The sequence below is a fragment of the Acidovorax sp. GW821-FHT10E03 genome (genome assembly GCF_059415205.1).
Genome location: NZ_JBWKMU010000008.1, coordinates 186,270 through 198,817 on the forward strand (window position 1 = coordinate 186,270; position 12,548 = coordinate 198,817).

Below are 12,548 nucleotides of genomic sequence, written 5' to 3' on the forward strand. Positions count from 1 at the left end.
CCTAAAATCGCGTCTTTCGCCTTCCAACCGCCATGACCGAACACGCCCGCCCCGTCCGCTCGCAATACGAAGACTTCATGCGCCACGTGTTCACCCACGGCGTGGAAAAATCCGACCGCACGGGCACCGGCACCCGCAGCGTTTTCGGCCACCAGATGCGTTTCGACCTGAAGGAAGGCTTTCCGCTCGTCACCACCAAGAAGGTGCACCTGCGGTCCATCATCCAGGAGCTGCTGTGGTTCCTCACGGGGTCGAGCAACAACAACTGGCTCAAGGAGCGCGGCGTCACCATCTGGGACGAATGGGCGCGCGAGGACGGCGACCTGGGGCCGGTGTACGGCGTGCAGTGGCGCAGTTGGCCCACGCCGGACGGCGGGCACATCGACCAGATCAGCGATGTGGTCAGGACGCTCAAGACCAACCCCGATTCGCGGCGCATCATCGTGAGCGCCTGGAACGTGGCCGAGCTCGGCAAGATGGCGCTCATGCCCTGCCACGCTTTCTTCCAGTTCTACGTGGCGCCAGCACAGGAGCCCGGCGGACGCGGCACGCTCTCCTGCCAGCTGTACCAGCGCAGTGCGGACATCTTCCTGGGCGTGCCGTTCAACATCGCGAGCTATGCCCTGCTCACCCACATGGTGGCGCAGCAGTGCGACCTGGATGTGGGTGATTTCATCTGGACGGGCGGCGACTGCCACATCTACAGCAACCACCACGAGCAAGTGCAAACGCAGCTGGCGCGCACACCCTATCCCTACCCGGTGCTGAACATCAAGCGCCGCCCCGGCAGCATCTTCGACTACCAGTACGAGGACTTCGAAGTGGTGGACTACCAGTGCCACCCGGCGATCAAGGCCCCCGTGGCCGTGTGATCACGCACCAGCCCTCCTTGAGACCCCACACCTCCTGAGCCCCAGGGCCAGGTGCAGCAGCGCCCAGCCCGCATCCACCCACAACCACCACCACGAGCTTTCATCCATGTCTTCCGGCGGATTTCACGTACACGGCCCCCACGACCACGCGGTGGAGCATGCCACCCACGGCCACCATGACGACGCCACGGCCAGCCACGGCAACGACGGCAATGGCTCGTCCATGAACAAGATCGCGATGTTCACCGCCATCGTGGCCACGGTGGGCGCGATCTTCTCGTACATGGGCGGCGCCACGCAGGCCAACGCCGGGCTGCTCAAGAACGACGCGGCCATCAAGAAGACCGAGGCCTCCAACCAGTGGAACTACTTCCAGTCCAAGAGCACCAAGCAATCCCTGGCCGAACTGGCCCGCGACCTGGCGCCCGATGACCGCAAGGCCGGCTACCAGACCAAGGTGGAGCGCTACGAAACCGAGAAGAACGAGATCAAGGTGGCCGCCGAGAAGCTCGAGGCCGATGCCCACGAATTCGACCGCAAGAGCGAAGCCCAGATGCACCAGCACCACCGCTGGGCCCAGGCCACCACGGCGCTGCAGGTGGCCATCGCGCTGGCCGCCATTGCGCTGCTCACCAAGAAAAAATGGCTGGAATACGGCATGTACGGCGTGGCCGCCGTGGGCCTGGGCGTGGGTGCCCTCGCCGCCTTGCACATCTGAAAAACAAGGACGTCCCGCCATGCCAGTGCACCTCATCTACGCCCGCGCCGCCAACGGTGTGATCGGCAAGGACAACGCCCTGCCCTGGCACCTGCCGGAGGACATGGCGCACTTCAAGCAGCTGACGCAGGGCTGCCCCGTGGTGATGGGCCGCAAGACCTGGGATTCGCTTCCGGCGCGTTTTCGCCCCCTTCCGGGCCGTACCAACATCGTGGTGACGCGCCAGCACGACTGGCAGGCCGAAGGCGCCCGGCGCGCCGAGAGCCTGGACGCTGCGCTGGCGCAGTGCGATCCCCGCCAGACGGTGTGGGTGATCGGCGGCGCGCAGATTTACGCCGAGGCCCTGCCGACGGCAGACCGGCTGGAGGTGACCGAGATCGCCCGGGACTTCGAGGGCGACGCCCACGCGCCAGTGCTAGGCAAAGCCTGGACCGAGGCCGCCCGCAGCGACCATGTGAGCACCAACGGCCTGCCCTTCAGTTTTGTGAGCTACGTGCGCGCGGCGGATTGAGTCCCTCTTCGGCGGGCACGTGCCCTTCCCTTTCCCCTTGCACCCAGCTATGGGGTGGCTGACGGGGTTTTTGCAGGCGTCTGGTCGCGCGACGGATCGGGCGTCTGTGCGGGCGTGAGGGCCGGAGCGGGTGCCGGTGTTTCCGCCGGCGTCTGCGCGGGCGGGGGAGCTGGCGTCTGGGCCGGCGTCTGCACCGGCGTGGAGGCGGGGGCCAACGCCGGCTGCAAGCCAGGCACCACCGCAGGAGTGTTCACCCCCTGGGCACCTGCAGCCGCGCCCCCCATGGCCAGAACGCAAGCCAGCGCTTGCTGGTGAATGGATGGCATGGAGTTCTCCATCGGGAACAGATTTCCAGTGTCTGCGGAACGGCGGCCGCGAAGCGTCGGACAAATACCCGTGGTCCCGGGGGATGGGGCGCTTCGTGCCGCAGTGCCATGTCGGACACGCAATGCACAGCCTGATGCCACAAGAAAGCAATGATGGGTACGATGCGCGCTGCGAGCCTTCGCCCACGGCCGCCACCGCTGCAGCTGCTGGCAGTCAGTGCGGAGCCCTTGTTTTTATTCACTATTACTGTTCAAAAAATGCAAATAGCCACCTGAAATCGGCATTGAGTTTTCAAGGGATCTCAAGACTTCTCAGAATTTCCGAAAATTTCAATAAATTCAATAACTTATCGTCTCACTAAGTTTCTTTCCGTTCAACTCGGCTTCTTGAAATCTTGGCCGTCTGGGGGTATCGTTGGGGGTATCAATGCACTTTTCGAGCGCATGTTGCCAATGCTACGGTCATGGAGGCTTGAACCATGTTGTCCACTCTGAAGATCAAATCGGCGAAGCCGGATACCCGTCCATTCAAGCTTGCGGACAGTGGTGGTCTGTACGTGCTTGTCCAGCCGAACGGCTCCAAGCTCTGGCGCTACAAGTACCGGGTCGGCGGCAAGGAAGGCCTGCAGGCCTTGGGAGCGTTTCCTGAATTGGGACTTGCTGACGCACGAGCGCTGCATGCCGAATCCCGCAAGCTCGTTGCCCAAGGGATCAATCCGGTCCAAGCCCGACGCGACGAAAGAATCGTGCAGGAACGGGAGCAGTTGGAACGGGTCAAGGGTGCGTTCTCCACCGTTGTAGAGGACTGGTGCACCGCCACAACAGCAGATCTCCGTCCTTCCACGGTTCGGCAGCGCGGACGGGAAGTCGACAATGATCTGCTGCCGACATTGAAGGATCGGCAGATCGGCGAGATCACCCGCCTAGAGTTGACGGCGCTGTTGAAGCGCGTCGAACAACGCGCCCCTGAAGTCGCACGCAACCTGCGCAACCATTTGTGGGGCATTTTCGAGTACGCAATCGATTCGGGTCTCATCGAGAACAACCCGGTCCCTCCCGTGCGCGTCATGAAGAAGCGCAACCAGAAAAACCATCCGGCCTTGTCGGACACGCAGATCGGCGTGCTGCTGCGGACCCTCGATGAGTCACCGAGAATTCAGGAAGAGACAAGAATCGCGATGCAGTTGGTCATGCTGACCGCTTGCCGAAAAGCGGAGGTCATCGAAGGGCGCTGGAATGAACTGGATATCGACAACAACCAGTGGGAGATTCCTGCGGACCGGATGAAAGGAAGGCGCCCCCACTGGATTCCACTTTCCTCGCAAGCAGTGACTCTTCTCCAGCGCCTGCGCGAACTCGTGCCCGCGAACAGAGAACACCTCTTCCCCAATCGGGTCGATCCGCGCAGGCCGATGGCCAACCGCAGCCTGAACGCCGTCATGGAACGCCTCGGCTTCAGCGGTGAAGGCACACCGCATGGAATGCGTTCGGCATTCAGCACCTACTTCAACAGCGTCAACCAGAACATCGACGTGATCGAGCACTGTCTAGCGCATGTACCGGCCAATGCAGTACGCGCCGCGTACAACAGACACGCCTACCGAAGCGAGCGCCGCATGATGCTTCAGGAGTGGGCTGATCGCTTGGATGCCCTACGCAAGGAGGCGTCGGCACATCAAGTTGAGGCGGCATCCAGCAAATCCCCGCCCAGTCAGCATCGCAACAAGGTCAAGCGAGATGGGCCGCATAGCCGATCGACCCCGGCCAGCACCTCCCATCGACGAGCGACAGTCCAAGCCCGAACCGCCACCGTTCGCCCATAGCGAGGGAACGGAAGACCCACGGAGCGAGGGCTACCGGGCGAAATGCAAGGACGACCCTCGCTGCACTGAGCCGCCAACGAATCCAGCATTGGGTTGCTTGACACGGACCGCCAGTGCCTCGGCCTCACTTGCGGTCTGGTCGACCATGTAGCCCTCTGGGTCATCGATCCATGCCTGCAGTGCCGATGGGGTCCAACCGCAGGCTCTCCCTCCCAGATGAACAGGCGCAGGAAACTTGCCTTGCGCCATGCGCCGATACAAAGTCGCCCGGCTCAACGCGGTGAGACGAGTCACATCGGCCATGCGCAAGAACGCGGGAGCCACTCCGGGCACAGACGGCGCATCCTTCGATAGTCCAAACGGTGTGGAAGACATGGTGAATCCTGAAAAGAACCCTGTCTTCAGATTGCCTCAGAACGTCTCCGATGAAAACTCACAAGGGCGTGGAGGGGCTAACCTGAGCCAAGTTGCCGCTGCTCAGCGACATTGCCGAAACCATCCGCTCACGTCCCCGCTGAGATTGCAATTACGCAGACTTGCCAGGCGTTGTATCCCGAACGCGCTGCTCCCCTTCCCGAATCATTTCGCCGATGAAACCCGGACGCGGCGCCTCCTTCACCTTCCATTCGGGTGATCGGATGCGATCAAGATTCGAGTGCAAGCTGGTGCGTATTCCGTGCGGACCTGAACATTGGGGGGTTAGTGGGTCACTTCTGCGTGGAAATCAACACGCTGGAGCGCGCCGTGGACCCAACGAGTCGGCGAATCTTCCCTGGGTCGCCGCCAGCGTGGCAGAGCTCATGGGCCGCGACGTCGATGAGATCATTGGAGCCTGCAGTTCCAACAGCCGACGGATGTTCGACCTTCCCGGCAATTGACAAGACTGCTGCATGGCAACCAATTCAGGCGTATCGCGCTGACTTCGAGATGTCGACTTCAACGGCATTGCATTATCTAGTCGTTTATTGACAAATAACTAATTATTGCAACATACTGCAGTAGTGGGCTCTGACTCAACGCTCGAACAAACCGTCCTGGCCCTCGCCGGGCGTCGGCCACTGCTGCGCGCGCGCGATCTGGCTGAGCAGGGCCTGCCGACCGTGGTGCTCAGCCGACTGGTCGCAGCCGGCAAGCTTGAACGCATCACCCGCGGCGTCTACAGCTTGCCGGGACGTGCGCTCAGCGAACACCGGTCCCTGGCCGAGGTAGCCCTGCGCGTGCCGCGTGGCGTGGTGTGCCTGCTTTCTGCGCTGCGCGTCCATGGCATCGGCACTCAGGCGCCCTTCGAGGTCTGGATGGCGATACCCCATCACTCGCCCACTCCCCGGCTGGACCAGCCTGCTCTGCGCGTGGTGCGCATGTCGGGGGCCGCTCTGACCGAAGGAATCGAGCCGGTTGAGATCGACGGCGTGAAGGTCCCGGTCTTCAACGCGGCCAAGACGGTGGTCGACTGTTTCAAGTACCGCAACAAGATCGGCCTGGACGTGGCTCTGGAGGCGCTGCGCGATGGCTGGTCACAGCGCAAGCTGACGATGGATGCGCTCTGGCTCTACGCCAGGGTGGATCGCGTGGCCAATGTGATGCGGCCCTATCTGGAAAGCGTCACAGCATGAGCCGCAACCTCGCTGCCTCCATCCGTGCCCGCTTGAAGCAACACGCCGATGCCACGAAGCAGGACTTCAACCTGACGCTCACCCACTACGGGCTGGAGCGGCTGCTGTACCGGCTGTCGGTCTCGCCGTATGCCGCCAACTACCTGCTCAAGGGCGCACTGTTGTTTTCACTGTGGTATGACCAGCCGCATCGGCCGACGCGCGATGCGGACCTGTTGGGATTTGGTCCGGATGACATCGACACCGCCGTGTCGGCGTTCCGCGAGATCTGCCAGATCGCGGTGGAGGATGGCATCGCGTTCGACCCTGCCTCGGCCAAGGGCTCGGTGATCCGCAAGGAAGCAGGTTATGGTGGTGTGAGGATCGACCTGCAGGCAAGACTGGATGGTGCGCGCATCGCGCTGCAGGTGGACATAGGTTTTGGCGATGCGGTCACGCCAGCCCCGGAATCGGTGAGCTACCCAGTGCTGCTAGAAGACCTGCCCGCTCCGCAGTTGCGCACCTATCCAAAATATACGGTGGTGGCCGAGAAGTTTCATGCGGTGTGCCTGCTCGGCATGGCCAACACCCGCATGAAGGACTACTTCGACCTCTGGGTGCTGCTGACCGACGGTGCGTTGGAGTCAGCCGAGCTGCGCCGCGCAGTCGAGGCCACGTTCGCACGTCGGCAACTGGCGATGCCCAGCCCCCTCCCCTCAGGTTTGAGTGATGCATTTGTGCAGGATGCTGCGAAACAAAAGCAATGGACTGCCTTCCTGAAAAAGAATCGACTCGAGGCCCTGGACCTCGCCGAAGTCGTCGCGCTGTTGCGCGGCGAGTTCCAGAAACTTTTGGCCTCCTGAAGGACCGAGCCTCTCCAATACACTGAAAAAATGACCTATACCGCAGCGCAACTTCAGCAGGTTCTTGACGACCACATGCAGGAAGGGCTCTACCTGGAGTTCAAGCGCGGTGCAGCATTGGTGCCATCGAATGGGTCAAGACAGGAATTGGTAAAGGACTGCACCGGTTTCGCGAACGCCGGTGGTGGGACGATCCTGTATGGGATTGCCGAAGAAGATGTCGAGGGCGTACCTGCTGCGGCATCACTCTCACCCGTTACCGCCCCAGGTGTTGGCGGCGACTGGCTCACCAATGTCCTCCGAAGCAACACAAGCCCCCCGCTAGGCCGGTTCGAGATCACGGAGCTCGCCGTGCCTGGAGGTCGGATCATCGCTATTGAGATCGAAGCTTCATCGACGGCACATCAAAGTCTCCTCGATCGCCGGTATTACCAACGTGCAGGTCGAAGCACTGAGCCGATGCTCGACTTTCAGATCCGCGATGTCATGAATCGTCGGCTACGGCCAGAAGTGCGCGTTGATCCCAGGCTGGTCAACATCGAAAGCAATGGGGAACTGCACCGAAAGGAACTTGAGGTCTTGATCACAAACGTGGGTCAGGTCACGCTCGAGAACTGGCAGTTTGAGATGGACCTTCCGCACGAAGTCATTCGCGACACGCGTGACCCTAATGTGCGCCCCCTTCTGGAAGCACTGGTGGAAAGCTGGGGCGACACAATGAGCCTCGCACGCGGCCCCGGCGAGCGGCGCTTTCTCAGGATCACCCGCAGAGATCCTGATGACGAGCAGCGCCGCCGCCCACTTCATCCAGGCCAAATTCATACACTGGTAGACCCCGACAAGCATCCCGCCATTGTTGTGGAGATCGACCACGCCATCTGGCGTCAAGTCCACGGACTACCGATCACCTGGCGGATCTTCCTGCCAAACTCGCAACCGATCCAAGGTAAATGGTGCTTTGAAGAATGGTGCAACTTCTAGCGTGGCGTGCCTGAAGTTTTGATACGTATGTGCGGGTACCGGCAAGGGCGGGGTACCTCGAAGAACATGCATGATGAAGAGGGGACTCAGCCACAGTACCGCACCTGAGCGCAGATGAACCATCTGCATCACCCCGAACCATCGGCGAATGAGCAAGGGAACACAGTCCGAACGAGCGCAACTGGTCGACATCTGTGTCAACTTCCACTCGGCGCAGTTAACGTCGCTGACCGACCACTTGTTGGTGCGTGCGCGGGCGGCACACGTGACCCAGATCCTCGCGACAGGCACATCGGCGGCATCCAGTCGTCTGGCCCTTGAGCTTGCGAGAGCCCATCCGGGCACCATCTTCGCGACTGCGGGGGTACACCCCCATGGCGCAAAGTCGTACGACCCAAGCACCTTCTGCGAGCTGACTGAACTCTGGGAGTGTCCGGAGGTCGTGGCTGATGCGATCAATGCCGGTGCAGAGAATGACTGCATCCTGCCCAGCAAGGCTGCGCCGCAGAAGCGCTTCGTCGGTCAGCAGGCCGGCCACGATGCTGTCGACATGGCAAATCCTAATGAAGGCGCCACGAATCCTACCCAGCCCTCACCGGGCGCATCAGGAGAACCGTCGCCCAACGATCACAGCAACCACGACTGCCACCGCAAAACCGAGCGTGACAGCATCCACCGACTCTCCGAGTAGCGGTATCGAAGCCGCAATAGCAAAGAACGGCTGCAGTAACTGCACCTGGCTCACGCGCAGCGCTCCACCGAGCGCCAAACCACGGTACCAGGCAAAGAACGCGGCCCACATTGAGAACACGCCCAAGTAGACAAATCCAACCCACACAGCCGTCGACACAGATTGCGCGGGCCAGAGAAGGAACGTGGCAGGCAAAGTCAGCGGCAAGGCGATCACGCACACCCAGCAGATCACGCGCTCTGCCCCGAGCGCAGGAGTCACTTGCACCCCATAGACGGATCCCACTGCGGTGGCAATGACACCGCCCAACAAGATCAGATCCGCGACCTCAAAGCCCGGCCCATGGCCTCCAGCACTCTGAGCGCGCAGCGCCGAGAACGCCACTACGAGCGCACTCCCCAGCAAGGCACAGATCCAGAAACCTGGCCTGGCACGCTGGCGCAGCACCAGCGCCGCACACACCGAAGTGACCAGTGGCAACAGCGCAGTGATCACGGCCGCATGACCGGCCGTCACGGTTCGCAAGGCGTACGCCAGCAACAAGGGGTACCCCAGCAAATTTCCAAGCACGGCGATCCCAAGCGGTCGCCATTGAGATCGTGTGGGCAAGGGCGACCGGGTGAGCGAGAGAAACAGTATGGACAGCATGCCCGCCAGTGCGGCGCGCCCCAGCGTGACAAACCAGGGAGATAGTTGAGGTGCCTCGACAGTGCCCGTGACCAGACGGGTGGCAGGCAGCGTAATGCCGAAGAACGCAACGCCCAGCACCCCCAGCCACAGGCCAACGTTCTCGTGTCGGATGGAATGGCGCTGAGCAAGCTTCATCAGAGGGGGACAGAGGTAGGGGAGGTCCTGCGTTGTCGGAATGACAAGGAAACTGCTCCGGGTCTTTGCACTTACGCGAATGCACACCCCGGCGTCTGGCACAGCGGATCGCGGACCAGGGGGGAGCGCTGTGGATGCACAGCTTACTTGCCCGCCTTCTCTGCCTTTCGCTTGGCCGCTTTGGGGTCCACCACGGCCTTGAACTTCGCACCGGCCACAAACTTCGGCACCGTGCTCGCCGGGATCTTCAGCGCTGCGCCCGTCGATGGGTTCTTGCCCGTGCGCGCTGCACGCTTGACGGACTTGAACGCGCCAAAGCCCACCAACTGCACTCCATCGCCCTTCTTGACGGCGGTCTGGATGGTGTCGATCAGAGTTTCCAAAACGGCATTGGCTGCGGTCTTGGACAGATCATTCTTGGAAGCCAGGATTTCAACGAGTTCTGCACGATTCATGGAATGCTCACTGTGTAAAAAGGTGGAGAGATTCGATTTATAACGCCTCCGCTGAATCCGAGCTTGCTGCCGTTCAGTGCTGGAGTGCAATTCTTGGCAAAACGCCCCATGCGCTTGACCAGTTCCTGGTGCTGTCGACCAGCTCAAGAAGCACAAGATTCTGCAGTCATCGAGCTGCTTTCGCATGCGCCTCCCTGGGCTTCCAACCGGCCAGTCAAGATTCGCATTCACCGTCTAGGGAACAGCGTCGAACTTACATCGACTGTTGGTTGAATGCAGGGCTGCAGTCCCGTCTTGATTGACTTTCAAGACAGTTGCTGACGCCTCAGGGCCAGTCTATTGAACCGGACTTGCTCACTCCACTTGCAAAAAACGATACGTGCAGTCTTGCTGTTTCCTTCACCGTCTCACGTCGTACTCGCGGTCAATGGCCGCATGTACCCGCAGTCAGCTTGGATCTCTGCGCTTAAGTTGCTTTACCACCTGTTCACAACTCACGGTAACGTGCTCGCAAGCTAGGCGGTGTGCCGCGGCAGCATCTCCACGCAAGATCACCTCAATCAATTGGGTATGCGTGGGAATTAGGTCGTCAAAGCTCTCACGGTTCGTGGACAAGATATAGAGATGGATAGGGTCGATGATCTGCGAGTGCATGATCGACAGTCTCCGGTGCCCAGCGAGATTGACAATCGTCCGATGCAGTCCGATATCAGCCTCGGCCACATGGCGTCGGTCCTTTTTTTTGACAGCGAGGATGAGCTCGTCGAGGGCCGTGCGCAGCGTCTCACGGCCACCATCATCCAGTCGCTCGGCCGTCAACTTCGATGCCAGGCCCTCAAGCTCGCAGCGCAGTGTGTAGAGCTCCCAAGCATCATTGGGCGTAAGCGAGGCGACCTCCCAGCCGGCATAGGCATGCTGCACCAGCAACCCTTCATTGGCGAGTCGCTGCATGGCTGTCCTGACCGTGGAGCGCGACAGTCCGATCTGCTCAGCAAGGGCTTGCTCCGTGACACGGGTTCCTGGGGCAAGGTCACCCGACATCACTGCATGTCGAATCCAGTCAGCGGCCTGCAAGTCAAAGCTGCGCTTGTCAATGGAGATCACTTTAGACACGGGTGAACCCTCCTTATAAAAGTTAACAATTAATCATTGTTTGCCATTGTAGCAACCGGGAGTAACCCTGATTGACTCCCCAGACTTGCATGCTCAAACTGGCATCAGTTGTTTGTTAACAATTAATTGTTTTTACAAAAAGGAGTGATGCATGCGCATACAGCACATCGAAACCATCGCCTGCGATGCAGGCTGGCGCAACTACCACTATTTGAAAATAGTCACTGAAAGCGGGATCACAGGATGGGCGGAATACGACGAGGCGTATGGAACGCCTGGACTGACCGCTGTGCTCGAAAAGCTCGCGCCCCGACTTCTCGGCAAGTCGGTGATGAACCACGAAGTGATCTATGGCGAGTTGGGGGCGATGCTTAAGCCGGCACCCGATGGACTGAGCGCTGAAGCTCAGGGCGCCTTTGAGAACGCGGTGCTCGACGCAAAGGGCAAATATCTGGGCGTGCCTTGCCATGAGTTGCTGGGCGGAAAGCACCGGGATGCGATACCAGTCTATTGGTCACACTGCGCCACATGGCGCATTGCTCATCCCGCCCATTACAGCCCGCCTATCCGCAATCTGGCAGGCGTGATCCAGGCTGGCAAGGATGCGCAAGCGCTCGGCGTGTCGGCGGTCAAAACCAACCTGTTCTATGACATGGCCGACAACCCCCGTCAGTACCTTGCGGGGTTTGGCAACCCCTATGCGCCGGCATTAAATTTCGACAAGGCGCTATTCCGCAACGTGACAGAACATCTGCTGGCATTGCGCGAGGGATTGGGCCCAGACATCGACATTCTGATCGACCTGAACTTCAACGGTCGGACCGAGAGCTTCGTCAAGATGATTGAGGCGCTCAAACAGTTCGAATTGTTCTGGATCGAGCTCGACATCTACAACCCCCAAGGGTTGGCCTATATCCGTCAGCGTAGTCATGCGCCCATCGCATCATGCGAAACACTTTTCGGCATTCGCCAGTTCCTGCCGTATCTGCAGGCCCAGTCAATGGATGTCGCGATCATCGATGCCGTCTGGAATGGTACTTGGCAAGCGATGAAGATTGCCGCCCTGGCTGACACCTTCGACGTGAACATCGCACCACATAACTTCTATAGCCACCACGCTACGGTGATGAATCTCCATTTCGCGGCGGCCATTCCCAACCTCCGTGTGATGGAGACCGACATTGATCGATTGCCGTGGGATGACGAACTGGTCACGCACGTGCCGCGAGTCATCAATGGCGTCATCAAGGTTCCCGATGCGCCCGGCTGGGGTTGCGACCCTATCGAGGAAAAAATTCTCGCCCATCCGCCCAAGAAGAAAAGCCCGGGCTTCTGAGGCGCCAGGGCTGCTCCATTCCCCCTGTTAACTTTCTCTTCAACCTGTAACTGAAAAAGGCGCACCACCATGATGCTCGACTGGAACTCTTACCGCACTGCTCTCGCTTCTCGTGTGGGCGAATTTGCCAAACTGACGCCGGACACCATGCGTGGCTTGCAAGTCATGGAGGGCGCCGGAGCAAAGACTGGCAAGCTCGACCCGAAAGTACATGAACTGATCGCGCTTGCCGTTGCCGTGACTACGCGTTGCGATGGCTGTATTGCTTTTCACACCAAGGCGGCCATAGGTCACGGCGCCACCAAAGACGAGATCGCCGAAGCGCTGGGCGTGGCGATATCGCTCAACGCCGGTGCCGCAGTCGTGTACTCCGCGCGTGTTCTCGACGTCGTGGCGGCTTTGTCCGACGCCAAGTAAATGAAGGCTGTCCGGGAGGTTCGTG

15 protein-coding genes are annotated in these 12,548 nt (G+C 60.3%); 10 read left to right on the forward strand and 5 right to left on the reverse strand.

The window, feature by feature from the left end:
- The first annotated feature begins 32 nt into the window (after positions 1-32).
- The 3 genes from AC07OD_RS15850 (at position 33) to AC07OD_RS15860 (ending at position 2,101) form a co-directional block, all read left to right on the forward strand.
- Positions 33-872 (forward strand): thymidylate synthase, encoded by an 840-nt coding sequence (locus tag AC07OD_RS15850; protein WP_218297744.1) that lies wholly within the window; start codon positions 33-35, stop codon positions 870-872.
- 106 nt (positions 873-978) lie between these two features.
- Positions 979-1,590 (forward strand): DUF4337 domain-containing protein, encoded by a 612-nt coding sequence (locus AC07OD_RS15855; protein WP_218297745.1) that lies wholly within the window; start codon positions 979-981, stop codon positions 1,588-1,590.
- Between the two features lie 19 nt (positions 1,591-1,609).
- Entirely contained in the window at positions 1,610-2,101 is a 492-nt protein-coding gene (locus AC07OD_RS15860; protein ID WP_218297746.1) for a dihydrofolate reductase, read from the forward strand.
- Positions 2,102-2,148: 47 nt separating this feature from the next.
- Here AC07OD_RS15860 and AC07OD_RS15865 read toward each other — a convergent pair whose 3' ends face one another.
- On the reverse strand, positions 2,149-2,427 hold the full coding sequence (locus AC07OD_RS15865; RefSeq protein ID WP_494597433.1) for a hypothetical protein: 279 nt from the start codon (positions 2,425-2,427) through the stop codon (positions 2,149-2,151).
- A 479-nt stretch (positions 2,428-2,906) separates the two neighbouring features.
- On the opposite strand from AC07OD_RS15865, the gene AC07OD_RS15870 reads away from it, so the two are divergent.
- Positions 2,907-4,250, forward strand: a complete 1,344-nt coding sequence (locus tag AC07OD_RS15870; RefSeq protein WP_494597434.1) for a tyrosine-type recombinase/integrase — start codon at positions 2,907-2,909, stop codon at positions 4,248-4,250.
- Positions 4,251-4,280: 30 nt separating this feature from the next.
- On the opposite strand, the gene AC07OD_RS15875 is transcribed toward AC07OD_RS15870, so the two are convergent.
- Complete coding sequence (locus AC07OD_RS15875) at positions 4,281-4,625, reverse strand: helix-turn-helix transcriptional regulator (protein WP_494597435.1); 345 nt, start codon at positions 4,623-4,625, stop codon at positions 4,281-4,283.
- Positions 4,626-5,251: 626 nt separating this feature from the next.
- On the opposite strand from AC07OD_RS15875, the gene AC07OD_RS15880 reads away from it, so the two are divergent.
- The 4 genes from AC07OD_RS15880 to AC07OD_RS15895 all read left to right on the forward strand — a co-directional run bounded on the left by AC07OD_RS15880 (position 5,252) and on the right by AC07OD_RS15895 (position 8,377).
- The gene (locus AC07OD_RS15880; protein WP_494597436.1) at positions 5,252-5,863 is read left to right on the forward strand and encodes a type IV toxin-antitoxin system AbiEi family antitoxin domain-containing protein; all 612 of its coding nucleotides are present in this window, start codon (positions 5,252-5,254) and stop codon (positions 5,861-5,863) included.
- Positions 5,860-6,705 (forward strand): nucleotidyl transferase AbiEii/AbiGii toxin family protein, encoded by an 846-nt coding sequence (locus AC07OD_RS15885; protein ID WP_494597437.1) that lies wholly within the window; start codon positions 5,860-5,862, stop codon positions 6,703-6,705. Before AC07OD_RS15880 ends, AC07OD_RS15885 begins: the two co-directional genes overlap by 4 nt.
- 30 nt (positions 6,706-6,735) lie before the next feature.
- Positions 6,736-7,686: an AlbA family DNA-binding domain-containing protein gene (locus tag AC07OD_RS15890; protein ID WP_494597438.1), complete on the forward strand. Its 951-nt coding sequence runs from the start codon at positions 6,736-6,738 to the stop codon at positions 7,684-7,686.
- Positions 7,687-7,834: 148 nt separating this feature from the next.
- A complete protein-coding gene (locus AC07OD_RS15895) occupies positions 7,835-8,377 on the forward strand; it encodes a TatD family hydrolase (protein WP_494597439.1) in 543 nt (180 codons plus the stop codon).
- Here AC07OD_RS15895 and AC07OD_RS15900 read toward each other — a convergent pair.
- From AC07OD_RS15900 to AC07OD_RS15910, 3 genes are all read right to left on the reverse strand, one after another.
- Positions 8,291-9,202: a DMT family transporter gene (locus AC07OD_RS15900; RefSeq protein WP_494597440.1), complete on the reverse strand. Its 912-nt coding sequence runs from the start codon at positions 9,200-9,202 to the stop codon at positions 8,291-8,293. The two genes, AC07OD_RS15895 and AC07OD_RS15900, sit on opposite strands and share 87 nt — an antisense overlap.
- A 143-nt stretch (positions 9,203-9,345) precedes the next feature.
- Complete coding sequence (locus tag AC07OD_RS15905; protein ID WP_494597441.1) at positions 9,346-9,843, reverse strand: HU family DNA-binding protein; 498 nt, start codon at positions 9,841-9,843, stop codon at positions 9,346-9,348.
- 261 nt (positions 9,844-10,104) lie between these two features.
- Positions 10,105-10,770 (reverse strand): GntR family transcriptional regulator, encoded by a 666-nt coding sequence (locus tag AC07OD_RS15910; protein WP_494597442.1) that lies wholly within the window; start codon positions 10,768-10,770, stop codon positions 10,105-10,107.
- Between the two features lie 151 nt (positions 10,771-10,921).
- Between AC07OD_RS15910 and AC07OD_RS15915 the strand changes: the two genes are divergently transcribed.
- Both AC07OD_RS15915 and AC07OD_RS15920 read left to right on the forward strand, forming a co-directional pair.
- Positions 10,922-12,106: a mandelate racemase/muconate lactonizing enzyme family protein gene (locus tag AC07OD_RS15915; protein ID WP_494597443.1), complete on the forward strand. Its 1,185-nt coding sequence runs from the start codon at positions 10,922-10,924 to the stop codon at positions 12,104-12,106.
- Between the two features lie 72 nt (positions 12,107-12,178).
- On the forward strand, positions 12,179-12,523 hold the full coding sequence (locus tag AC07OD_RS15920; protein WP_494597565.1) for a carboxymuconolactone decarboxylase family protein: 345 nt from the start codon (positions 12,179-12,181) through the stop codon (positions 12,521-12,523).
- Positions 12,524-12,548 lie beyond the last annotated feature (25 nt).

Coding starts and splice junctions, on each gene's coding strand:
- AC07OD_RS15850 (WP_218297744.1), top strand. CDS start 33: ATGACCGAACACGCCCGCCCCGTCCGCTCGCAATACGAAGACTTCATG.
- AC07OD_RS15895 (WP_494597439.1), top strand. CDS start 7,835: ATGAGCAAGGGAACACAGTCCGAACGAGCGCAACTGGTCGACATCTGT.
- AC07OD_RS15855 (WP_218297745.1), top strand. CDS start 979: ATGTCTTCCGGCGGATTTCACGTACACGGCCCCCACGACCACGCGGTG.
- AC07OD_RS15920 (WP_494597565.1), top strand. CDS start 12,179: ATGCTCGACTGGAACTCTTACCGCACTGCTCTCGCTTCTCGTGTGGGC.
- AC07OD_RS15875 (WP_494597435.1), bottom strand. CDS start 4,625: ATGTCTTCCACACCGTTTGGACTATCGAAGGATGCGCCGTCTGTGCCC.
- AC07OD_RS15860 (WP_218297746.1), top strand. CDS start 1,610: ATGCCAGTGCACCTCATCTACGCCCGCGCCGCCAACGGTGTGATCGGC.
- AC07OD_RS15900 (WP_494597440.1), bottom strand. CDS start 9,202: ATGAAGCTTGCTCAGCGCCATTCCATCCGACACGAGAACGTTGGCCTG.
- AC07OD_RS15915 (WP_494597443.1), top strand. CDS start 10,922: ATGCGCATACAGCACATCGAAACCATCGCCTGCGATGCAGGCTGGCGC.
- AC07OD_RS15890 (WP_494597438.1), top strand. CDS start 6,736: ATGACCTATACCGCAGCGCAACTTCAGCAGGTTCTTGACGACCACATG.
- AC07OD_RS15885 (WP_494597437.1), top strand. CDS start 5,860: ATGAGCCGCAACCTCGCTGCCTCCATCCGTGCCCGCTTGAAGCAACAC.
- AC07OD_RS15905 (WP_494597441.1), bottom strand. CDS start 9,843: ATGCGAAAGCAGCTCGATGACTGCAGAATCTTGTGCTTCTTGAGCTGG.
- AC07OD_RS15865 (WP_494597433.1), bottom strand. CDS start 2,427: ATGCCATCCATTCACCAGCAAGCGCTGGCTTGCGTTCTGGCCATGGGG.
- AC07OD_RS15870 (WP_494597434.1), top strand. CDS start 2,907: ATGTTGTCCACTCTGAAGATCAAATCGGCGAAGCCGGATACCCGTCCA.